Annotated in this window: 23 protein-coding genes and 1 riboswitch; of the genes, 11 read left to right on the top strand and 12 right to left on the bottom strand. The window is 71.1% G+C overall.

Annotated features, from left to right (window positions below):
• Positions 1 to 36: 36 nt before the first annotated feature.
• The 4 genes from thiE to ACY0PA_RS13170 all read right to left on the bottom strand — a co-directional run bounded on the left by thiE (position 37) and on the right by ACY0PA_RS13170 (position 2899).
• Entirely contained in the window at positions 37 to 684 is a 648-nt protein-coding gene (gene thiE, locus ACY0PA_RS13155; RefSeq protein ID WP_473086307.1) for a thiamine phosphate synthase, read from the bottom strand.
• Between the two features lie 77 nt (positions 685 to 761).
• On the bottom strand, positions 762 to 1127 hold the full coding sequence (locus tag ACY0PA_RS13160; RefSeq protein ID WP_100592200.1) for an Rv2175c family DNA-binding protein: 366 nt from the start codon (positions 1125 to 1127) through the stop codon (positions 762 to 764).
• A 75-nt stretch (positions 1128 to 1202) separates the two neighbouring features.
• Positions 1203 to 2438: an NAD(P)/FAD-dependent oxidoreductase gene (locus ACY0PA_RS13165; RefSeq protein ID WP_473084792.1), complete on the bottom strand. Its 1236-nt coding sequence runs from the start codon at positions 2436 to 2438 to the stop codon at positions 1203 to 1205.
• A 116-nt stretch (positions 2439 to 2554) separates the two neighbouring features.
• A complete protein-coding gene (locus ACY0PA_RS13170) occupies positions 2555 to 2899 on the bottom strand; it encodes an avidin-fold protein (protein ID WP_473084793.1) in 345 nt (114 codons plus the stop codon).
• A gap of 52 nt (positions 2900 to 2951) precedes the next feature.
• A riboswitch (TPP riboswitch) is annotated at positions 2952 to 3065 on the top strand.
• Here ACY0PA_RS13170 and thiO point away from each other — a divergent pair.
• The 6 genes from thiO to ACY0PA_RS13200 all read left to right on the top strand — a co-directional run bounded on the left by thiO (position 3063) and on the right by ACY0PA_RS13200 (position 8835).
• Complete coding sequence (thiO, locus tag ACY0PA_RS13175; RefSeq protein ID WP_473084794.1) at positions 3063 to 4256, top strand: glycine oxidase ThiO; 1194 nt, start codon at positions 3063 to 3065, stop codon at positions 4254 to 4256. It overlaps the preceding riboswitch by 3 nt.
• Entirely contained in the window at positions 4253 to 4468 is a 216-nt protein-coding gene (gene thiS, locus ACY0PA_RS13180) for a sulfur carrier protein ThiS (protein WP_473084795.1), read from the top strand. The genes thiO and thiS overlap by 4 nt, the downstream gene beginning before the upstream one ends.
• A gap of 4 nt (positions 4469 to 4472) precedes the next feature.
• Positions 4473 to 5267, top strand: a complete 795-nt coding sequence (locus tag ACY0PA_RS13185; protein WP_372565145.1) for a thiazole synthase — start codon at positions 4473 to 4475, stop codon at positions 5265 to 5267.
• A 94-nt stretch (positions 5268 to 5361) separates the two neighbouring features.
• Positions 5362 to 7308: a Stk1 family PASTA domain-containing Ser/Thr kinase gene (pknB, locus tag ACY0PA_RS13190; RefSeq protein WP_473084796.1), complete on the top strand. Its 1947-nt coding sequence runs from the start codon at positions 5362 to 5364 to the stop codon at positions 7306 to 7308.
• Between the two features lie 34 nt (positions 7309 to 7342).
• Positions 7343 to 8218: a deoxyribonuclease IV gene (locus ACY0PA_RS13195; RefSeq protein WP_473084797.1), complete on the top strand. Its 876-nt coding sequence runs from the start codon at positions 7343 to 7345 to the stop codon at positions 8216 to 8218.
• Positions 8219 to 8310: 92 nt separating this feature from the next.
• Positions 8311 to 8835, top strand: coding sequence for a DUF4396 domain-containing protein (locus tag ACY0PA_RS13200; RefSeq protein WP_473084798.1), 525 nt, complete (start codon positions 8311 to 8313; stop codon positions 8833 to 8835).
• A gap of 55 nt (positions 8836 to 8890) precedes the next feature.
• Here the strand turns inward: ACY0PA_RS13200 and ACY0PA_RS13205 are convergent, their stop codons facing one another.
• The gene (locus tag ACY0PA_RS13205) at positions 8891 to 9523 is read right to left on the bottom strand and encodes a sulfite oxidase-like oxidoreductase (RefSeq protein ID WP_227294259.1); all 633 of its coding nucleotides are present in this window, start codon (positions 9521 to 9523) and stop codon (positions 8891 to 8893) included.
• A 164-nt stretch (positions 9524 to 9687) separates the two neighbouring features.
• Between ACY0PA_RS13205 and bfr the strand changes: the two genes are divergently transcribed.
• Positions 9688 to 10167 (top strand): bacterioferritin, encoded by a 480-nt coding sequence (gene bfr / locus ACY0PA_RS13210; RefSeq protein WP_473084799.1) that lies wholly within the window; start codon positions 9688 to 9690, stop codon positions 10165 to 10167.
• A 73-nt stretch (positions 10168 to 10240) separates the two neighbouring features.
• Here the strand turns inward: bfr and ACY0PA_RS13215 are convergent, their stop codons facing one another.
• Positions 10241 to 10495 carry a (2Fe-2S)-binding protein gene (locus ACY0PA_RS13215; protein ID WP_473084800.1) on the bottom strand — a complete coding sequence of 85 codons (255 nt, stop codon included), beginning with the start codon at positions 10493 to 10495 and terminating at the stop codon, positions 10241 to 10243.
• Between the two features lie 142 nt (positions 10496 to 10637).
• Entirely contained in the window at positions 10638 to 11990 is a 1353-nt protein-coding gene (locus ACY0PA_RS13220) for a class II 3-deoxy-7-phosphoheptulonate synthase (protein WP_406107290.1), read from the bottom strand.
• 100 nt (positions 11991 to 12090) lie between these two features.
• Here ACY0PA_RS13220 and ACY0PA_RS13225 point away from each other — a divergent pair, with 100 nt between their 5' ends.
• Complete coding sequence (locus ACY0PA_RS13225; RefSeq protein ID WP_351255831.1) at positions 12091 to 12147, top strand: trp operon leader peptide; 57 nt, start codon at positions 12091 to 12093, stop codon at positions 12145 to 12147.
• A 105-nt stretch (positions 12148 to 12252) separates the two neighbouring features.
• Positions 12253 to 14178 (top strand): anthranilate synthase family protein, encoded by a 1926-nt coding sequence (locus ACY0PA_RS13230; RefSeq protein ID WP_473084801.1) that lies wholly within the window; start codon positions 12253 to 12255, stop codon positions 14176 to 14178.
• On the opposite strand, the gene ACY0PA_RS13235 is transcribed toward ACY0PA_RS13230, so the two are convergent.
• The 5 genes from ACY0PA_RS13235 to ACY0PA_RS13255 all read right to left on the bottom strand — a co-directional run bounded on the left by ACY0PA_RS13235 (position 14121) and on the right by ACY0PA_RS13255 (position 19237).
• The gene (locus ACY0PA_RS13235) at positions 14121 to 15125 is read right to left on the bottom strand and encodes a 2-hydroxyacid dehydrogenase (protein WP_473084802.1); all 1005 of its coding nucleotides are present in this window, start codon (positions 15123 to 15125) and stop codon (positions 14121 to 14123) included. The two genes, ACY0PA_RS13230 and ACY0PA_RS13235, sit on opposite strands and share 58 nt — an antisense overlap.
• A 164-nt stretch (positions 15126 to 15289) precedes the next feature.
• The gene (locus tag ACY0PA_RS13240) at positions 15290 to 16318 is read right to left on the bottom strand and encodes a 6-phosphofructokinase (RefSeq protein ID WP_356283516.1); all 1029 of its coding nucleotides are present in this window, start codon (positions 16316 to 16318) and stop codon (positions 15290 to 15292) included.
• Between the two features lie 151 nt (positions 16319 to 16469).
• A complete protein-coding gene (locus ACY0PA_RS13245; protein ID WP_454403030.1) occupies positions 16470 to 17165 on the bottom strand; it encodes a response regulator in 696 nt (231 codons plus the stop codon).
• The gene (gene macS / locus ACY0PA_RS13250) at positions 17162 to 18391 is read right to left on the bottom strand and encodes a MacS family sensor histidine kinase (RefSeq protein ID WP_473084803.1); all 1230 of its coding nucleotides are present in this window, start codon (positions 18389 to 18391) and stop codon (positions 17162 to 17164) included. Before macS ends, ACY0PA_RS13245 begins: the two co-directional genes overlap by 4 nt.
• A gap of 57 nt (positions 18392 to 18448) precedes the next feature.
• On the bottom strand, positions 18449 to 19237 hold the full coding sequence (locus ACY0PA_RS13255; RefSeq protein WP_473086308.1) for a lysophospholipid acyltransferase family protein: 789 nt from the start codon (positions 19235 to 19237) through the stop codon (positions 18449 to 18451).
• A gap of 154 nt (positions 19238 to 19391) precedes the next feature.
• On the opposite strand from ACY0PA_RS13255, the gene ACY0PA_RS13260 reads away from it, so the two are divergent.
• Positions 19392 to 20171, top strand: a complete 780-nt coding sequence (locus tag ACY0PA_RS13260; RefSeq protein WP_473084804.1) for an alpha/beta hydrolase — start codon at positions 19392 to 19394, stop codon at positions 20169 to 20171.
• A complete protein-coding gene (locus tag ACY0PA_RS13265; protein ID WP_473084805.1) occupies positions 20164 to 20865 on the top strand; it encodes a hypothetical protein in 702 nt (233 codons plus the stop codon). The genes ACY0PA_RS13260 and ACY0PA_RS13265 overlap by 8 nt, the downstream gene beginning before the upstream one ends.
• Positions 20866 to 20868 lie beyond the last annotated feature (3 nt).

Below are 20868 nucleotides of genomic sequence, written 5' to 3' on the forward strand. Positions count from 1 at the left end.
GCGGACACACGTCTTGGCGGGGCCCGGCCGAACGGGTCAGGCCGTACGCAGCCGCTTCGCGAAGCCGGCCGCCGCCGCGCCCGGGTCGTCCGCCTCGGTGATGGCGCGGACCACGACGACGCGGCTTGCGCCCGCTTCCAGTACCTCGTCCAGATTGCCCGCGTCGATGCCGCCGATCGCGAACCAGGGGCGGTCCGGGCCGAGCGAGGCCGTGTGGCGCACCAGGTCGAGGCCGGGCGCGTACCGGCCGGGCTTGGTGGGGGTCGGCCAGCAGGGGCCGGTGCAGAAATAGTCCACGCCGTCCTGGACGGCGGCCGCGGCGGCCTCCGTGTCGGCGTGCGTGGAGCGGCCGATCAGGACGTCCTCGCCGAGGATGGCGCGGGCGGCCGCGACCGGCAGGTCGCCCTGGCCCAGGTGCAGGACGTCGGCGCCGGCGGCGTGGGCGACGTCCGCCCGGTCGTTGACCGCGAACAGCTTGCCGTGGCGCGCGGCGGCGTCGGCGAAGACGGCCAGGTGCTCCAGCTCCTCGCCCGCCTCCATGCCCTTGTCACGCAGCTGCACGATGTCCACGCCGTTCGCCAGGACGGCGTCGAGGAACTCGGGGAGGTCGCCCTGGCGCTTGCGGGCGTCCGTGCACAGGTACAGCCGGGCGTCGGCGAGCTGGGCGCGCTGCGTTGCGGCCATGGCCATGGGTGAGTCCCCCCTGGTCGGTGGCGTGCGGGCAGCGGTGAGCGCGGCCCGCACGCCGGACGGTTGTCAGGTCAGACGGCGAGCGCCTGGGCGCGGCGCTTCACCTCCGTGCCGCGATTCTCGCTCAGCGCCTGCGCGGGGGTGCCCGGCAGGGTCGGGTCGGGGGTGAAGAGCCACTCGAGCATCTCTTCGTCGTTGTAGCCGTCGTCCCTGAGCAGGGTCAGAGTCCCGGTGAGGCCCTTGACGACCTTGTCGCCGTCGATGAAGGCGGCGGGCACGTGCAGCGCCCTGTTCTCCCCACGGCGTACGGCGATCACCTGGCCTTCCTTCACCAGCTGCCGCACGCGCGTCACCTCCACGCCGAACTGCTCGGCGATGTCGGGGAGGGTGAGCCACTCGGGGACGAGAGCATCGATCTTTGCGTCAATCTCGGTCACAGGACAAGCCTGCCATCTTGGACTGACAGTGGGAAACGCGGCCACGCAAAAGGCCCGGTCGCCCCGGCGGGGCGGTCAGACGACAGCGGCCTTCAGCGGGCGGGCCGGGTCGCTGATGACCTGCGGGTCCAGAGGGGCGCCCGACTCGATGAGCTTGCGCCCCTGGGCCAGGTCGCGCGGGCGGCCCACGGCGAGGACGCCGACGAGCCGGCTCTGGCGCAGCCAGCACACGCTCCAGGACGCGCCCTGCGGGTCGCCGCGCCACACGGTGGTGTCGGCGGCCGCGTGATGTCCGGCGTACTGCACGAAGCGGCCGAACTGCTCCGACCAGAAGTACGGCACGGGGTCGTACGTCGCCGGGTTCTCGCCGATGATGTTGGCGGCGACCGTGCGGGGGCCCTGGAGCGCGTTGTCCCAGTGGTGGACCATCAGGCGCTCGCCGTACCGGCCCGAAGGGAAGGACGAGCAGTCGCCGACGGCGTACACATCGGGCTCGGAGGTGCGCAGGCGGTTGTCCGCCACGACCTCGCGGTGGGCGCCGAGCGTGATGCCGGAGCCGGTGAGCCAGCCGGTGGCGGGGCGGGCCCCGATGCCGACGACCACGGCACCTGCGGGCACCCGGGTGCCGTCGTCGAGGACCACGGATCCCGGCTCGATGTGCTCCACGCGCGCGTGGGTGCGCAGTTCCGCCCCGGCGTCCGCGTACCAGGCGGCCATGGGGGCGGCGACCTCCTCGGGCAGCGCTCCGGCGAGCGGCCGCTCGGCCGCCTCGACGACGGTGACCTCGCATCCGGCCTCACGGGCCGCGGTGGCGAACTCGGCGCCGATCCAGCCCGCGCCGACGACGACGATGTGGCGCTGCGCGGCGAGGACGGGGCGCAGGCGTTCGGCGTCGTCGAGCGTGCGCAGCAGATGGACGCCGGGGATGTCCTCCGTGCCGGGCAGCCGGATGGGCTCGGCGCCGGTCGCGAGGACGAGGACGTCGTAGGGGGCGGGTCCGGTGGCGGTGTCGAGGGTGTGCTCGGCGGGGCGTACGCCGGTGACCTCGCGGCCCAGTTCGAGCGTGATGTCGAGGGCTTCGAAGTCCACGTCGAAGGCAGACCCCTCGGCCTTGCCGAGCAGGACGGCCTTGGACAGCGGAGGCCGGTCGTACGGCTGGTGGGGTTCCGCGCCGATCAGCGTGACGGCGCCGGTGAAGCCCTGTTCGCGCAGGGCCACGGCGGTCTGGACCCCCGCCATCCCGGCGCCGACGATGACGACGTGCCGCCCTGCCTGGGGCACCGGGGCCTGGTTCTGGGTCTGCTCGCTCACCGGATCACCATATGCACCTGACGTTCAGTCAGTCAGCGGGCCGCGTCACTCCGGTCCCGTGACGTCTTCCACACCGGCCGCCGGTTCGACCGCTTCGGCCGTCCGCGCCCCCGCCGTCAGGCGCCCGGGACCTCTTCGACGACGCTCGTCCCGCTGCCCGCCTGCGACTCCCACTCCCACGTCTCGTCCAGCCGCACCCGCCCGTCGGGAAGGTCCGCGACGAGCGAGACGCAGTGTCCGGAGGAGGTCGTCGCGTCCGTCTTCAGCTGTACGTACCTGAAGTCGATCCGGTCGCCCTCACGGATGCCCACGAGGTGGCCGCGCACGACGTCCCCGCCCGCGTACTCGGCCCAGATCCGGCCGTCCTCCTCGTGGTACGTGAACCGCGTCCGCGTACCCACCTGACCGGGGGCCTGGTCGGCGACCGGGGCGAGGACGAGTCCGTCGAGCGAGCGGGCCATGCGGGCGGGCTCCCTTACTGGGGGTCGGGGGGACGGTTTAGGGTGACCACCGTAAAGCACTCGCGGGAGCCCGGACGCACCGGGCTGAGAGGGAGGCTGTGACGGCCTCCGACCGTACGAACCTGATCCGGGTCATGCCGGCGAAGGGAGGGGCTGGACGCCCATGTCGCGTACTTCAGAAGGCTCGGAAGGCTCCGACGTCCTGGTCGTGGGCGGCGGGATCATCGGTCTCGTCACCGCGTGGCGGGCCGCGCAGCGCGGGCTGCGCACCGCGGTCGTGGACCCCGAACCGGGCGGCGGGGCCGCGCAGGTGGCGGCCGGGATGCTCGCCGCCGTCACCGAACTGCACTACGGAGAGGCCGAACAGACCCTCCTCGGGCTCAACGTGGAGTCCGCGCGCCGCTATCCGGCGTTCGCGGCCGAGCTCTCCGAGGCCACCGGGCTCGACCTCGGCTACCGCGCGTGCGGCACCCTCGCCGTCGCGCTCGACGCGGACGACCGCGCGCACCTTCGGGAACTGCACGCCCTCCAGCGCAAGTCGGGCCTGGAGTCGGAGTGGCTGACGGGCCGTGAGTGCCGGCGCCTCGAACCGATGCTTGCCCCGTCCGTGCGGGGCGGCCTGCGCGTCGACGGTGACCACCAGATCGACCCGAGGCGCCTCGCGAAGGCCCTTGTCGCGGCCTGTGAGCGGGCCGGGGTGCGGTTCCACCGGCAGTGGGCCGAGCGGCTGACAGTCGTCCGCGAGGGCGCGCGCGGCGTGGTCCTCGCCGACGGCACCGGGCTCGACGCGGACCAGGTCGTCCTCGCCGGCGGCAGCCTCAGCGGCCGCCTCGCCGGAGTCCCGGACGACGTGCTGCCGCCGGTACGCCCGGTGAAGGGACAGGTCCTGCGCCTGACCGTGCCGAAGGTGTACGCACCGTTCCTGAGCCGCACCGTGCGCGCCGTCGTGCGCGGCGGCAACCTCTATCTGGTGCCCCGGGTCAACGGCGAACTCGTCGTCGGGGCCACCAGCGAGGAGCTCGGCTGGGACACGACGGTCACCGCGGGCGGCGTCTACGAGCTGCTGCGCGACGCCCACGAGCTGGTTCCCGGCATCACGGAGCTGCCGCTCACGGAGACCCGCGCGGGCCTGCGCCCCGCCTCTCCCGACAACGCCCCGATCCTCGGCCCGACCGCTCTGCCGGGCCTGCTGCTCGCCACCGGCCACTACCGCAACGGCGTGCTGCTCACGCCGGTCACCGGCGACTCCATGGCCCACGTCCTCGCCACGGGCGAACTCCCCGAAGTGGCCCGCCCCTTCACTCCGCGGCGCTTCGGCGCCGTCCCCGCACCCGTCTCTGTGGAGCAGTCCGTATGACCGTGTCCGTCACCCACGTATCCGTGAACGGCGAGGGCCGCCAGGTCGCCCCGGGCACCACGCTCGACGCTCTCGTCTCGGCGCTGACCACCGCGCCGTCCGGGGTCGCCGCCGCACTCAACGAAACCGTCGTCCCGCGCGCGCAGTGGGCCGTCACCGCACTCTCGGACGGGGACCGAGTCGAGGTCCTCACCGCGGTCCAGGGAGGCTGAACCCATGGCTGACGACTCCTTGGTCATCGGCGGTACGTCCTTCTCGTCCCGCCTGATCATGGGCACGGGCGGGGCGCCCAGCCTCGACGTCCTGGAACGCTCCCTCGTCGCGTCCGGCACGGAGCTGACGACCGTCGCGATGCGGCGCGTGGACGCGAGCGTGCAGGGCTCCGTGCTCTCCGTCCTGGAGAAACTGGGGATCCAGGTGCTGCCCAACACGGCGGGCTGTTTCACCGCCGGTGAGGCCGTCCTGACCGCCCGCCTCGCGCGCGAGGCCCTCGGCACCGACCTGGTCAAGCTGGAGGTCATCGCGGACGAGCGCACCCTGCTGCCCGACCCGATCGAGCTCCTGGACGCGGCCGAGATCCTCGTCGACGACGGCTTCACCGTTCTGCCTTACACGAACGACGACCCGGTGCTCGCGCGGAAGCTGGAGGACGTGGGCTGCGCCGCTGTCATGCCGCTCGGCTCCCCCATCGGCTCCGGGCTCGGCATCCGCAACCCGCACAACTTCCAGCTGATCACCGAGCACGCGCGCGTGCCGGTGATCCTGGACGCGGGCGCCGGGACCGCGTCCGACGCGGCGCTCGCGATGGAGCTGGGGTGCGCCGGTGTGATGCTCGCCTCAGCCGTGACCCGCGCGCAGGAGCCGATCCTGATGGCGGAGGGCATGCGGCACGCGGTCGAGGCGGGGCGGCTGGCGTTCCGGGCGGGCCGGATCCCCCGCAGGCACTTCGCCGAGGCCTCGTCGCCCGTGTCCGGGATGGCCAGGCTCGACCCGGAGCGGCCCGCGTTCTGAGGGCCGTACAGCGCGGTCACAGCTCTGCTGCAGTACGGCCGTCCGTGGACGACTGCGGAGCCGGGTGTCGGCGGCGGCTCGTACACTCGCCTGCGTGGACACGACCCTTCAGGACCCTCTCGTCGGGCAGGTGCTCGACGGCCGGTACCGCGTCGACGCACGCATCGCGGTCGGCGGGATGGCCACGGTCTACAGGGCCGTGGACACCCGCCTCGACCGCGTGCTCGCGCTCAAGGTGATGCACCCGGCCCTCGCCGCCGACGTCTCGTTCGTCGAGCGCTTCATCCGCGAGGCCAAGTCCGTCGCCCGGCTCTCCCACCCGAATGTGGTCGGGGTCTTCGACCAGGGCGCGGACGGCCAGTACGTCTATCTGGCGATGGAGTACGTCGCGGGCTGCACCCTGCGGGACGTCCTGAGGGACCGCGGGGCACTGCGGCCGCGTGCCGCGCTCGACATCCTGGAGCCGGTCCTCGCCGCGCTCGGCGCCGCGCACCGCGCGGGCTTCGTGCACCGCGACATGAAGCCGGAGAACGTCCTGATAGGGGACGACGGCCGCGTGAAGGTGGCGGACTTCGGCCTCGTACGGGCCGTGGACACCGTCACGAACACCACGGGCGCCGTCCTCGGCACCGTCTCCTACCTCGCCCCCGAGCAGATCGAGTCGGGCACCGCCGACCCCCGCGTCGACGTGTACGCGTGCGGGGTGGTGCTCTACGAGATGCTCACGGGCGCCAAGCCGCACTCGGGCGACTCCCCCGCCCAGGTCCTCTACCAGCACCTGAACGAGGACGTGCCGCCCCCGTCCGCGTCCGTGCCCGGCCTGCCCGCGGAGCTGGACCAGCTCGTCGCGTCCGCGACCGCGCGCACGCCCGGACCCAGGCCGTACGACGCGGTGGCGCTGCTCGCCCAGGTCAGGGGGGCCAGGGCCGCCCTCACGGACGCACAGCTCGACGCGGTGCCGCCGGCCGCACGGCCCGAGGACCTCGGGGACCGTGACATCTCGGACGACCGTACGAGCGTGATCCCGCGGGCGCTGCGGACCAGGGGCATACAGCTCCCGCTGCCCGCCGACGACCAGGACCCGCAGGCGGAGCTGAACCGCACGAGCCGCTTCGAGACACCTCCCCCGCCGCCCGCACCTTCCCGGAGGCGTCGTCCGCGGCGCGGTGTGCTCGCCGCCGTCGCGGCCGTGCTGCTCGCCCTCGGCCTCGGCGCGGGCGTCTGGTACATCAACTCGGGCCAGTTCACGAAGGTCCCGCCGCTGCTCGCCAAGACGCAGACGCAGGCGAAGGAGCGGCTCTCCGACGCGGGCCTCGACCTCGGGCACGTCAAGCGCGCGTACAGCGACACCGTGAAGCGCGGCACCGTCATCGCCAGTGACCCCGGGGCGGGTGCCCGCATCCGGGACAACGGGGCGGTGGATCTGACGGTGTCCCTGGGCCCGGAGACCGTGCAGGTTCCCGATCTCGAGGGCACGCCCCTCGCCAGGGCCGAGCGCCGGCTGAAGGACGCGGGCCTGGAGCCCGGCATGGTCACCAGGGAGTTCGGCGAGGACGTCCCCAAGGGGTCGGTGATCGCCACGGACCCGGCGTCCGGCACGACCCGCAAGGCCGGTTCGGCTGTCGCGCTCAAGGTCAGCAGGGGCAGTGCGGTGGACGTCCCGGACGTGACGGGCGAGGCCGAGGAGGACGCCATCGCCGACCTTCAGGACGCGGGTCTGAAGGCCGAGATCGCCACGGAGCGGGTGCACTCGGACGCGGACAAGGGCAGCGTCGCCGCGCAGTCCCCCGTCGAGGGCAAGCAGCTCGGCGAGGGTGACACGGTCACGCTGAAGATCTCCAAGGGCCCGGTCATGGTCGAGGTCCCCGACGTCGTGGGCATGAGCGTCGACGACGCCGAGCACAAGCTCCAGGACAGCGGGTTCGACGTCGAGAAGGACCGCGGTCTGCTCGGCCTGTTCGGCGACACCGTGAAGAAGCAGTCCGTGGCGGGCGGTGACGAGGCCCCGAAGGGGTCGACGATCACCATCCAGATCCGCTGACGGAGCGCCCACGCGCGCGTGCCACCCTTGACCGGTGAGCAGCACCGATTCCCTCCCCCGTAACCCGGTCGGCAGCCATGTCCCCGTCGCCGGCGGCCTGGCCTCCGTAGGGCTCTCGTACGCGCGCGAGCTGGAGGCCGAGACCGTCCAGGTCTTCGTCGCCAACCCGCGGGGCTGGGCGACGCCTCCCGGCAACCCGAAGCAGGACGAGGAGTTCCGCGCGGCCTGCGCCGCCGAGGGGATTCCGGCGTACGTCCACGCGCCCTATCTGATCAATTTCGGCTCGCACACCGAGGCGACCGTGGAGAAGTCCGTTCAGTCGCTGCGGCACTCGCTGCGCCGGGCCCGGGAGATAGGCGCGCTCGGCGTCGTCGTGCACACGGGTTCGGCGACCGGCGGCCGTGGGCGTGAGGTGGCGCTCGCGCAGGTGCGGGAGCGCATGCTGCCGCTGCTCGACGAGCTGACCCATGACGACGACCCGTACCTCCTGCTCGAGTCGACCGCGGGCCAGGGCTCCTCGCTGTGCTCGCGGACCTGGGACTTCGGGCCGTACTTCGACGCGCTGGACGCGCACCCGAAGCTGGGTGTCTGCCTGGACACGTGCCACATCTTCGCGGCGGGCCACGACCTGACCGGCCCCGACGGCATGCGGCAGACCCTGGACCTGCTCGTGGACACCGTGGGCGAGGGCCGCCTCAAGCTGATCCACGCCAACGACTCGAAGGACGTCGTCGGGGCGCACAAGGACCGACACGAGAACATCGGCTCCGGCCACATCGGCGCCGAGCCGTTCCGCGCCCTGATGGCCCACCCCGCGACCGAGAACGTGCCGCTGATCCTCGAGACGCCCGGCGGCAAGGAGGGTTACGCGGCGGACGTGGCCCGCCTGAAGGAGCTCCGTAAGCGCTAGGAGATCGCCTCGGAGATCGCCTGAGGAATACCCCTAGGGGGTATACGGTTCTTGTCAGCGACAGGAACCGCTCTCTGACGTCGGGGGAACTCATGAAGCACGAGACGCACGCCGGACACGAGCACCACGCAGATCACGACCAGCACGAGCACGCCCACGCCGGTCACGGCGGCCTCGGCAAGGTCAGCTGGTCCATGGCCGCGCAGGCGACCCTCCACTGCCTCACGGGGTGCGCCATCGGCGAGGTCCTCGGCATGGTCATCGGCACGGCGTTCGGCTGGGGCAACCTGCCGACGATGATTCTGGCGATCGTGCTCGCGTTCTTCTTCGGCTATGCGCTCACGCTGCGCGGCATCCTGAAGGCCGGCGTCGACTTCAGGACCGCGTTCCGGGTCGCGCTCGCCGCGGACACCCTGTCCATCGCCGTCATGGAGCTGATCGACAACGGCGTGATCGCGCTGTGGCCGGACGCGATGGACGCCCATCTGGCGGACGGCCTCTTCTGGGGCGCGCTCGCGGCCTCACTGGCGATCGCCTTCGTGGTGACCACTCCGGTCAACAAGTGGATGATCGGCCGCGGCAAGGGCCACGCGGTGGTGCACCAGTACCACCACTGAACCACCACTGACGGACCGTACGACCACTGGCAGACCGTACGAGAAGCGCCAGGACTCAGAGCTCGGGGCCGTCCCCGGGCTCTTCCTGGTACGAGTAGCGCTGCTCCCGCCAGGGGTCGCCGACGTTGTGATAGCCGCGCTCCTCCCAGAAGCCGCGGCGGTCGGCCGTCATGTACTCGATGCCGCGGACCCACTTCGGGCCCTTCCAGGCGTACAGATGGGGCACGACGAGACGGAGCGGGAAGCCGTGTTCGGCGGTGAGGAGTTCACCGTCCTTGTGGGTGGCGAAAATCGTGCGGTCGGCGGCGAAGTCCTCAAGGCGGAGATTGGCGCTGAAGCCGTACTCGGCCCAGACCATCACATGGGTGACGGCGGGCGCGGGCGGTGCCAGTTCGAGAATCGTCGCGGCGGGCACGCCGCCCCACTCGGCTCCGAGCATGCTGAACTTCGTGACGCAGTGCAGATCGGCCACGACCGTGCCGTACGGCAGGGCGGAGAACTCCTCGTGCGTCCAGCAGCGCTTGTCCCCGTCGGCGGTGGCGCCGAAGACCCTGAACTCCCAGCGCTCGGGGCGGAACTTGGGCACCGGGCCGTAGTGCGTGACCGGCCAGCCCCGCTGGAGACGCTGTCCCGGTGGAAGCTCCGACTGCACTGCTCCCCCAGACTCGCGACCCACCGGCTGACCCATGCCTCCATCCTGACAGACCCCGGGCAGTGGACGTGACCAGCGAGAGTCTGACCGCCTTCGAAACGGGCAACTCATACTAAGCGTGCACTTACTGGACGGTTTTCGGTGCCGGTGCGAGGATGCGCGAAACCTGCCGAGTCCACCGCGTGGAAGGAGCCTCTGCGATGCAGGGCGACCCCGAGGTCATCGAATTCCTCAACGAGCAGCTCACGGGCGAGCTGACGGCCATCAACCAGTACTGGCTCCACTACCGGATCCAGGACAACAACGGCTGGACCAAGCTCGCGAAGTCCACCCGTGCAGAGTCCATCGACGAGATGAAGCACGCGGACCGGCTGACGGAACGGATTCTCTTCCTCGATGCCCTGCCGAACTACCAGCGGCTCTTCCACGTACGGGTCGGGCAGACTGTCACGGAGATGTTCCAGGCCGACCGGCAGGTCGAGGTCGAGGCGATCGACCGCCTCAAGCGCGGCATCGACGTCATGCGGGCCAAGGGCGATGTGACGTCGGCGCGGATCTTCGAGGACATCCTGGAGGACGAGGAGCACCACATCGACTACCTCGACACCCAGCTGGAGCTGCTCGAGAGTCTCGGTGAGGCGCTGTACCTGGCCCAGCAGATCGAGCAGCCGGACAGCTAGAGCCGGACAGCCAGAGACGGACAAGTAGCTAGCTAGCAGCCGCAAACTCTCGGGCGGAGCCTCGGGCGGAGCCTCAGGCGGCGTCCGGAAGGTCCACGAGGGCGTTCGGGTCGGCCGTCAGGGCGGGCCTTCCCTGGTCGACCAGCTCGCGACGCTGGCAGGATCCGCGGCCGAGCAGCGCCTGAATGCGGCGTACGCACGAACCGCAGTCCGTGCCGGCCTTGCAGGCCGACGCTATCTGGCGGGGGGTGCACGCACCGTCATCCGCGTGCTTCTTGACCTGGTTCTCGGTCACACCGAAGCAGTTGCAGACGTACACGCGGTTCACCTCCCAGCGATCAGGACCGGTTCGTTGCTCCCGCCCTAATGAACGGTGAGGCTAACCTAACCTTACCCGCCGGGCGCGGAGCACAAAAGTGCCGTGGGGCGCGGATCAATGTGATCCGCGCCCCACGGCATTCACTGCAAGATCACTGGTCGCGGTACATCTCCGCCACCAGGAACGCCAGGTCGAGGGACTGGCTGCGGTTCAGACGCGGGTCGCAGGCCGTCTCGTAGCGCTGGTGCAGATCGTCGACGAAGATCTCGTCGCCGCCGCCCACGCACTCCGTGACGTCGTCACCGGTGAGCTCGACGTGGATGCCGCCCGGGTGCGTGCCGAGCGCCTTGTGAACCTCGAAGAAGCCCTTGACCTCGTCGAGCACGTCGTCGAAGCGGCGGGTCTTGTGGCCCGAGGCCGCCTCGTACGTGTTGCCGTGCATCGGGTCGGTGATCCAGCCGACGGTGGCGCCGGATGCGGTGACCTTCTCGACCAGCTCCGGGAGCTTGTCCCGGACCTTGTCGGCGCCCATGCGGACGATGAAGGTCAGGCGGCCGGGCTCACCGTCCGGGTCGAGGCGCTCGATGTACTGCAGCGCTTCCTCGGGCGTCGTCGTCGGGCCGAGCTTGATGCCGATCGGGTTGCGGATCTTCGAGGCGAACTCGATGTGCGCGCCGTCCAGCTGGCGGGTGCGCTCACCGATCCACACCATGTGGCCCGACACGTCGTACAGGGTGCCCGTACGCGAGTCCACGCGGGTCAGCGCCGACTCGTAGTCGAGGAGCAGCGCCTCGTGGGAGGAGTAGAACTCGACCGTCTGGAACTCGGCCGGGTCGGTGCCGCAGGCGCGCATGAAGTTCAGCGCGTTGTCGATCTCGCGGGCGAGCTGCTCGTAGCGCTGGCCGGACGGGGACGACTTCACGAAGTCCTGGTTCCAGGCGTGCACCTGGCGCAGGTCGGCATAGCCGCCGGTGGTGAAGGCGCGCACCAGGTTGAGCGTGGAGGCGGACGCGTTGTACATCCGCTTCAGGCGCTCGGGGTCCGGGATGCGGGCCTTCTCGTTGAACTCGAAGCCGTTGACCGAGTCGCCGCGGTACGTCGGCAGGGTCACGCCGTCACGGGTCTCGGTGCCCTTGGAGCGCGGCTTGGAGTACTGGCCGGCGATGCGGCCGACCTTCACGACCGGCACCGAGGCGGCGTAGGTGAGGACGGCACCCATCTGGAGCAGCGTCTTGAGCTTGTTACGGATGTGGTCGGCCGACACCGCGTCGAAGGCTTCGGCGCAGTCGCCGCCCTGGAGGAGGAACGCCTCTCCCTTGGCGACGGCCGCCAGTCGGGCGCGCAGCTGGTCGCACTCGCCCGCGAAGACGAGCGGCGGATACGACTCGAGGTCCGCGATCACATCGCGCAGAGCCTCGGCATCGGGGTACTCGGGCTGCTGCGCCGCGGGCAGGTCTCGCCAGGTGTTGCCAGCGCTTGCGCTGGTCTTAGCGTTCACGGTCACATCCTCAACATTACGGGGTCATGTCGGTGGTCCATCCGACCGCTCACCCTTTGAGACGCGTCGCCCACAGATGAGCTGCCCATCGGGTAGGGTTCCGCCCATGTTCGCGCACACGACCCGTAACTGGTGGTGGACCGCTCACCCGGCGGCCCACTGACTGCGCGTACAGCGAAGCGAAGGCCGCCCGAGGGCGGCCTTCAGTGTTTTCCGGGACCTGGCCGTTCCTCTCCGTCACCGGAGTCTGGAAGAGGAATCACCTGCCATGGACCTGTCCGAGCTGCTGCACGACGACCGACCCTTCGCCCTGCTGCGCCGCCGCGCGCCGGGCCGTGCCGCCGGGAACACCGACACCGTGGAACTCCTGGTCGGCCCGGTGAACACGTACGAGCGACTCGCCGACATCCCCGAGGGCCTCGCCCTCGTGCCGTTCCGGCAGATCAGGGAGCGCGGCTTCGACGTCCGCGACGACGGCACCCCGCTCGCGGTGCTCACCCCCGAGGAGACGTACGAGCTGCCGCTGGCCGAGGTCCTTGCACAGCTCCCGGCCCATGACGTCCGCGTGTCGGACGGCGGCTTCGACGTTGACGACGCCGAGTACGCGGACATCGTGGAACGGGTCCTGCGCGAGGAGATCGGACAGGGCGAAGGCGCCAACTTCGTGATCCGGCGGACGTACGAGGGTGAGATCCGGGAGTTCGGGCGGGCCGATGCGCTCGCGCTGTTCCGGCGGTTGCTCGCCGGGGAGCGAGGCGCGTACTGGACGTTCGTCGTGCACACCGGCGAGAGGGTACTGGTCGGGGCGAGCCCTGAGGTGCATGTGCGGATGTCCGGCGGCACGGTCGTCATGAACCCGATCAGCGGCACGTACCGCTACCCGGCCGACGGCCCGACGCCCGAGCACCTGCTGGACTTCCTCGCCGACGGGAAGGAGATCGAGGAGCTGTCGATGGTCGTCGACGAGGAGCTCAAGATGATGTGCACCGTCGGCGACATGGGCGGGGTCGTGATCGGCCCGCGCCTGAAGGAGATGGCCCATCTCGCGCACACGGAGTACGAGTTGAGGGGCCGGTCCTCGCTGGATGTGCGCGACGTGCTGAAGGAGACGATGTTCGCGGCGACCGTCACGGGGTCGCCGGTGCAGAACGCGTGCCGGGTCATCGAGCGGCACGAAGTCGGCGGGCGCGGCTACTACGCGGGGGCGCTCGCGCTGGTCGGGCGGGACGCGGGCGGGGCGCAGACCCTGGACTCGCCGATCCTGATCCGTACGGCCGACATCGACGCGGGCGGGAGGCTGCGGGTGCCGGTCGGGGCGACGCTGGTGCGCGGCTCCGACCCGGCGAGCGAGGTCCAGGAGACGCACGCGAAGGCGGCCGGGGTCCTTGCCGCGCTGGGGGTGCGGCCCGGGCGGCCGCGCGGCGAGGGCGTGCGGCCCGCGCTCGCCGACGATCCGCGGGTGCAGGCGGCGCTCGACGGGCGGCGGGCGGCGCTGGCGCCGTTCTGGCTGCGGATGCAGGAGAAGGCGGCGGATCTGGAGGGGCACGCGCTGGTGGTGGACGCCGAGGACACGTTCACGGCGATGCTGGCGCATCTGCTGCGGTCGTCGGGGCTCACGGTCTCCGTGCGGCGCTATGACGAGCCGGGGCTGCGGGAGGCCGTGCTCGCCCACGAGGGACCCGTCGTCCTGGGCCCCGGACCGGGCAACCCCTCTGACGCGGCGGACCCGAAGATGCGTTTCTTGCGCGCGCTGACCGCCGAGGTGCTGCGTGATCACCGGCACGGCGTGCTCGGCGTGTGCCTCGGCCATGAGCTTCTCGCGGCCGAGCTGGGCCTGGAGATCGTCCGCAAGGAGGTGCCGTACCAGGGCGCGCAGACGGACATCGATCTGTTCGGGCGGAGCGAGACCGTCGGGTTCTACAACAGCTTCGTGGCGCGCTGCGACGACGACGCGGCGGTGGAGCTGGCCGCGCACGGCGTCGAGGTGAGCCGGGACGCGGCGAGCGGCGAGGTGCATGCGCTGCGCGGGCCGGGTCGTGCCGGAGGCGCGCCAAAAAATGCAGTGGCGGGGGTTCAGTTCCACCCGGAGTCGGTGCTGTCGCTGCGCGGGGCCGATGTCGTGCGGGAGCTGCTGGCTCAGCTCTTGGGCGCTGAGGGCACGAGGACGTTCTCGGAGCGCCGGCCCGCCCGGTAGTCGAGGACGTTGGCCACCGTGGTCTCGATGATCTGGTTCACCGCGTCCACGGTGTAGTACGCCTGGTGGGACGTGACCAGGACGTTCGGGAAGGTGACGAGGCGGGCCAGGGTGTCGTCCTCGACGACGTCGAGCGACTTGTCGAGGAAGAAGAGCCCGGCCTCGGCCTCGTACACATCGAGGCCGACGCCCGTGAAGCGGCCCTCGCGCAGCTCGGAGACGAGCGCCTTGGTGTCGATGAGGCCGCCGCGGCTGGAGTTCACCAGGATCGCGTCGTCCTTCATGGTGCGCAGGGCGGCGCTGCCGACGAGGTGCTCGGTGGCGGGGAGCAGGGGTACGTGCAGGCTGATCAGGTCGGCCTCGGTGAAGAGGCGCTCCTTGTCGACGTACTTCATGCCGAGTTCGACGCAGGCGGGGTTCTCGGCGATGTCCCAGCCGAGGAGGTTCATGCCGAAGCCGTGGGCGATCCGGGTGAACGCCTCGCCGATCTTGCCGGTGCCGAGGACGCCTACGGTGCGGCCGCGCAGGTCGCGGCCCATCAGCCCGTCGAGCCTGAAGTCGAAGTCGCGGGTGCGGTTGGAGGCGCGGACGACACGGCGGTTGACGGCCATCGCGAGGGTCCAGGCGAACTCGGCGACGGAGTACGGCGAGTAGTACGAGACGCGGGCGACGGTCAGGCCGAGGCGCTCGGCCACCTCCAGGTCGATGTTGTTGAAGCCCGTGGAGCGCTGGGCGATCATCTGCGTGCCGCCGGCGGCGAGGGTCTGCAGGACGCGGTTGTTGAGGCTGGCGTTGACGCTGGTGGAGATGATCTCGTAGCCGGCCGCGATGGGGGCCGTGTCCTCGTTGAGGAAGACGCCCAGGCAGCGGACCTCGTGATGCCCCTCGAACGCCTTCTCCATGAGGGGCTTCTCGTCGGACTGCACGCCGAATGCGAGGATCTCCACGACTGCTCCCGTTTCTTCCGTATCGCGTCGCGTGTGCCGGTTATGACGCGTGTGCCGGTTATGGCGAATATACGGGCCGGGCAACCCCCCGACACCCGGGAGTGGGAGGACCTCGCCCCGCCCACCCCCGGCGTCACTCCGGGCGTCGACCGCGGCCTCGCGCCTCAGCCGAAGAAGACCCCGACCTCCTCGTACAGCGCCGGATCGACCGTCTTCAGCCGGGCGGTCGCCTCCGCGATCGGCACCCGGACGATGTCCGTGCCGCGCAGCGCGACCATCTTCCCGAAGTCGCGGTCGCGCACGGCCTCGATGGCGTGCAGCCCGAAGCGGGTGGCGAGCCAGCGGTCGAAGGCGCTCGGGGTGCCACCGCGCTGGATGTGGCCGAGGACCGTGGTCCTCGCCTCCTTGCCGGTGCGCCGCTCTACCTCCTTGGCCAGCCATTCGCCGACTCCGGAGAGGCGGACGTGCCCGAAGGAGTCGAGCGTCCCGTCCTTCAGGACCATCTGCCCGTCCTTGGGCATGGCGCCCTCGGCGACGACGACGATCGGGGCGTACGAGGCCTTGAAGCGGGAGGTCACCCAGGCGCAGACCTGATCGACGTCGAAGCGCTGCTCGGGGATGAGGATGACGTTGGCGCCGCCCGCGAGGCCCGAGTGGAGCGCGATCCAGCCCGCGTGGCGGCCCATGACCTCGCAGACCAGGACCCGCATATGGGACTCGGCGGTGGTGTGCAGCCGGTCGATGGCCTCGGTCGCGATGCCGACGGCGGTGTCGAAGCCGAAGGTGTAGTCGGTGGCGGACAGGTCGTTGTCGATGGTCTTCGGCACGCCGACGACGGGCACGCCGTACTCGTCGGTGAGGCGCGCGGCGACGCCGAGGGTGTCCTCGCCGCCGATCGCGATGAGTGCCTCGACCTCCTCCTTGGCGAGGGTCTCCTTGATGCGGCGGATGCCGTTCTCGACCTTGAGGGGGTTGGTGCGCGAGGAGCCGAGGATGGTGCCGCCGCGGGGCAGGATGCCGCGGACGGCCGGGATGTCGAGCCTTACGGTGTCGCCTTCGACCGGCCCGCGCCAGCCGTCCCGGAAGCCGACGAAGTCATAGCCGTACTCCTGCACGCCCTTGCGGACGATGCCCCGGATGACGGCGTTGAGTCCGGGGCAGTCGCCGCCTCCGGTCAGTACTCCGACCCGCATGGAAATGTCCCTTCGCCACAGCACTGTGAGCTGACACGGGTCACGCTAATAGTCATCCATGTCACTTCGGCAGCACGCGAAGGGTGAATTCCATTGAAGAGTGAGGGAGTTGACCTTTGTGTGGTGATCCTTCAGGAGACCGAGAGGGCGCTCACGCCTCGTCGAGACCGCGCTCGATGGCGTATCGGACCAGCTCGACGCGGTTGTGCAGCTGGAGCTTGCCCAGGGTGTTCTGCACATGGTTCTGCACGGTGCGGTGCGAGATGACGAGCCGCTCGGCGATCTGCTTGTAGCTCAGGCCCTTGGCGACCAGGCGCAGGACCTCGGTCTCGCGCTCGGTGAGCTGCGGGGCCTTGGGCTCGCCGGCGCCCGCGGCGGGCGCGGGCTCGGAGGCGAGGCGCCGGTACTCGCCGAGGACGAGGCCCGCGAGCCCCGGGGTGAAGACGGGGTCGCCCGCCGCCGTGCGGCGCACCGCGTCGGTCAGCTCCTCGGTGGACGCCGACTTCAGCAGATAGCCGGTGGCGCCGGACTTCACCGCCTCCAGGACATCGGCGTGTTCCCCGCTCGCCGACAGGACGAGGACACGCAGGGCGGGGTTGGCGCCTACGAGTTCCTTGCAGACCTGGACGCCGGGCTTCTTCGGCAGATTCAGGTCGAGCACGAGGACGTCGGGTGCGGCGGCGCCGGCCCGGCGCACCGCCTGCTCGCCGTCGCCCGCGGTGGCCACCACGTCGAAGCCCGCCTCGGCGAGGTCCCTCGCGACGGCGTCGCGCCACATCGGATGGTCGTCGACCACCATGACCCTGATCGCGCCTGCGGCGGCGCCTTCCTGCTGCTGCCCGGTCATCTTCCCGATCCCGCCTTCCCCCGTGAAACCTTCGGAACTCTCAGTTCGACCTCGGTGCCCTGTCCCGGGACCGAGATCAGCTCGGCGGTGCCGCCGATGTCCCGCAGCCGGCCGCGGATGGACTGGGCGACGCCGAGCCGCCCCTCCCCCTCGGCCTGCGCGAGACGCCCTTCCGGGATGCCGGGTCCGTCGTCCCGCACCGTCACGATCACCGCGTCGGGCTCGTCCTCGACGAGGATCCAGGCCCGGGCGTCCGTCCCCGCGTGCCTGCGCACATTGTCCAGGGCGGCGCTGACAGCCGCCGCGAGTTCCTTGGCCGCGACCGGCGCGAGGAACACCGGGGCGCCCGGCTCGGCGAAGCTCACCCGCGCCCCGGCGTGCAGCGCGAGCAGCGACCTCAGATCGCTGGGCGCCGAGGTGTCGGGCAGCTCGTCCGGCTCCTCCACGGCCCGTACGAGCGCGCCCTGCGAGGCGTCCTCACAGGCGCGCGAGGCGGGCACGAGACCGCCGGCGACCAGGGTCCTCAGGGCCACCTCCTGCTCGCCGGCCATCCTGCCGAGCTCGGCGGCCTCGCCGCCCAGGGCGGTGCCGCGGCGCTGCACCATGGCGAGGACCTGGAGCACTCCGTCGTGGATGTCGCGGGCGAGCCGCTCCCGCTCGCGGGTGGCCGCCTCGATCTCCAGGGCCCGGGCGAGGGTGCGCTCGGAGGCGCGGGCCACCTCGACGACGTAGCCGATGGCGATCGACGCGATGCACACGAGCAGGACGTTGTGGAGGGTGTCGCGGCTGAAGGCGCCGCGCTGCAGCACGTTCGCGACGCCGACGAGCAGCGAGGCGAATGCCGCCCACCGCCAGCCGCCCTTGACCGCGTACGCGAGGACCGCGCCGGCCGTCCAGATCGACGGCAGGGTGGGGCCGCCCGCCACGATCCGGCTGTGCTCGACGGCGACCGGTGTGAGCAGGATGCCGGCGAGCGCGACGATCAGGTCGGCGGTCAGGAAGCGCTTGGTGCAGCTCGCGGCGTTCGCGACCCTCGGCAGGGTGGCCAGGGTCCACACGACGAGGACCGCGAAGTACCCGATCGCCACCCAGGGACGTACGAACCTGTCCTGAGCGGTGACGAACAGGCCGATCGCGTACAGCATCGTCAGCAGCCGGTACGCCGTCAGCGCGCGCCACAGCGGCTGCTCGACGGACATCCTCATCACGCGCTCACGCCTGGCCACGCACCCACCCCCCGAACCACCGCTCCCGAAACGACCGCTCTCAGAACGACGACGCTGCTAGGGGGCCGGCCGTTCCGTGCCGCCGCTCTTGTTCTCCCTGGCTTCCTTCTCCGCGGCCTCTTTCTCGGCCCTGGCTTCCTTCTCCGCCTTGGCCTCGGCCTTCGCCGCGTCCAAGATCTGCCGTTTGGCGGCGGTCGCGTACATGTCGACGTACTCCTGGCCGGAGAGTTTCATGATCTCGTACATGACCTCGTCGGTCAGGGCCCGCAGCACGAACCGGTCGTGCTCCATGCCCTGGTAGCGGCCGAAGTCGAGGGGCTTGCCGATGCGGATGCCGGGACGCATCAGCTTGGGCATGACCTTGCCGGGGGGCTGGATCTTCTCGGTGTCGATCATCGCGACCGGGATGACGGGCGCGCCGGTGGCGAGCGCCACGCGCGCGAGGCCGCCGGGCTTGCCGCGGTACAGGCGGCCGTCGGGCGAGCGGGTGCCCTCCGGGTAGATACCGAACAGCTCACCTCGCTCCAGGACCTCGATGCCGCTCTTGATGGCGGCCTCTCCCGCGCCGCGCGAACCGGAGCGGTCCACGGGGAGCTGGCCGACGCCCTTGAAGAACGCGGCCGTGAGCTTGCCCTTCACACCGGGTGTCGTGAAGTACTCGGCCTTCGCGATGAAGGTGACCTTGCGGTCGAGCACCGCCGGCAGGAAGAAGGAGTCCGAGAAGGACAGGTGGTTGCTGGCCAGGATGGCGGGACCCTCGGCGGGAATGTTCTCGAGACCCTCCACCCAGGGCCTGAAACCGAGCTTCAGCGGCCCTCCGATGGCCACCTTCATTGCGCCGTAGATCAACCCACTGCCTTCCCTCGTGCGTGGATCAGACCTTAACCCGCGCCGCAGGTCCGGGTGCCCGACGGCCCTGGTCGGTGTCAGCGCGGTCGCGTACGGTGAAGTACGGCCCGCAGTCCTGGGCGATTCCCCTCTCACGAACAGGAGACCGAAGGTGCCGGTCATTCCTGGAGCCGAGCCGTACCGCCACGAGGGCGGCGAGGTCGGCGTCCTCCTCTGTCACGGTTTCACCGGTTCCCCCCAGTCGCTGCGCCCCTGGGCGGAGTACCTCGCCGGGCGCGGCCTCACCGTCTCGCTCCCCCTGCTGCCCGGTCATGGCACGCGCTGGGAGGACATGCAGGTCACCGGCTGGCAGGACTGGTACGCGGAGGTGGACCGCGCCCTGCGCGAGCTGCGGGACCGGTGCTCCCAGGTCTTCGTCTTCGGTCTGTCGATGGGCGCCGCCCTCGCGCTGCGGCTCGCGGCCAAGCACGGGGACGAGGTGGCGGGCCTGGTCCTGGTGAACCCGGGGAACAAGGTGCACGGCCTCGCCGCGCACGCCCTCCCGGTGGCCCGGCACCTCGTGCGCACGACGAAGGGGATCGCCAGCGACATCGCGAAGGAGGGCTCGGCGGAGATCGGGTACGACCGGGTGCCGCTGCACGCCGCACACTCCCTGCGGAACTTCTTCCGCATCGTCGACCGTGACCTGCCGCAGGTGACACAGCCGTTGGTGGTCCTGCACAGCACCCAGGACCATGTCGTGCCGCCCGTCGACTCGGCGCGCGTCCTCAGCAGGATCTCGTCCACGGACGTCGAGGAGATCCTGCTGGAACAGAGCTACCACGTCGCGACGTTGGACCATGACGCGGACCGGATCTTCGACGAGAGCTTTGCGTTCATCGGCCGGCTCGCGCCCAGTGTCGGTAAGGAAGGGACGGCCACCGGTGGCTGAGCAGGACCGACGTGAGCCCGCCGGCGACGAGAGCCGCGAGCCGGAGGACGCGTCCGCCGAGACGGCGGCGTCGGGCGCGGCGCTGCCCGGTCCGGCGCAGCTCGGCAAGGAACAGCAGCCCCCCGCGGAAGCAGCCGCGGCTGCCGGGGACGCCGGCGAGCCCGTGGACGAGGACGCCGTCTGGGCCGCCATCGTCGCCGGGTACGGCACGGAGCCGCCGGACCCGCCGGGCGCCAGGCCGTTCAAGCCGATCGAGGACCTGGCCCTGCCCGACCTGGATACGGACGGCTCCGAGACGAACGGTCCGGAGACGAACAGCTCGGAGCCGGGCGCCGGCAAGACCGGCAGGCCCGCGACGCCGCTCGGCTCCTCTGTCTCCTTCGCACCCGGCGTCGGCGGCCCCCGCGACTACTCACCGTCGGAGCCGTCGGACAACGACGCCGACGAAGAGGGCCACTTCGTGCCCCCGGAGCCCCCGCCACTGCCCGAGGCAGACGTCACCGCCAAGTTCGCCTGGCTCGCCGTGATCGGCGGCCCGGTCCTGATGCTGCTGGCCGTGCTGCTCGGATGGCAGATGACGTGGTGGCTCACGACGGTCTGCGTCGGTGGCTTCCTCGGCGGCTTCGGCACGCTCGTGATGCGTATGCAGGGCGACGATGACGACGACGATCCGGGGCGCGGCGCGGTCGTCTGACCC

It is taken from the genome of Streptomyces sp. DS1-CR2 (assembly GCF_055760475.1).

Bases quoted from the DNA above. Each gene is read 5' to 3' on its own strand.
- thiE (WP_473086307.1), bottom strand. From the start codon at position 684: ATGGCCGCAACGCAGCGCGCCCAGCTCGCCGACGCCCGGCTGTACCTG.
- ACY0PA_RS13170 (WP_473084793.1), bottom strand. From the start codon at position 2,899: ATGGCCCGCTCGCTCGACGGACTCGTCCTCGCCCCGGTCGCCGACCAG.
- thiO (WP_473084794.1), top strand. From the start codon at position 3,063: ATGTCGCGTACTTCAGAAGGCTCGGAAGGCTCCGACGTCCTGGTCGTG.
- thiS (WP_473084795.1), top strand. From the start codon at position 4,253: ATGACCGTGTCCGTCACCCACGTATCCGTGAACGGCGAGGGCCGCCAG.
- ACY0PA_RS13185 (WP_372565145.1), top strand. From the start codon at position 4,473: ATGGCTGACGACTCCTTGGTCATCGGCGGTACGTCCTTCTCGTCCCGC.
- ACY0PA_RS13200 (WP_473084798.1), top strand. From the start codon at position 8,311: ATGAAGCACGAGACGCACGCCGGACACGAGCACCACGCAGATCACGAC.
- ACY0PA_RS13205 (WP_227294259.1), bottom strand. From the start codon at position 9,523: ATGGGTCAGCCGGTGGGTCGCGAGTCTGGGGGAGCAGTGCAGTCGGAG.
- bfr (WP_473084799.1), top strand. From the start codon at position 9,688: ATGCAGGGCGACCCCGAGGTCATCGAATTCCTCAACGAGCAGCTCACG.
- ACY0PA_RS13230 (WP_473084801.1), top strand. From the start codon at position 12,253: ATGGACCTGTCCGAGCTGCTGCACGACGACCGACCCTTCGCCCTGCTG.
- ACY0PA_RS13240 (WP_356283516.1), bottom strand. From the start codon at position 16,318: ATGCGGGTCGGAGTACTGACCGGAGGCGGCGACTGCCCCGGACTCAAC.
- ACY0PA_RS13245 (WP_454403030.1), bottom strand. From the start codon at position 17,165: ATGACCGGGCAGCAGCAGGAAGGCGCCGCCGCAGGCGCGATCAGGGTC.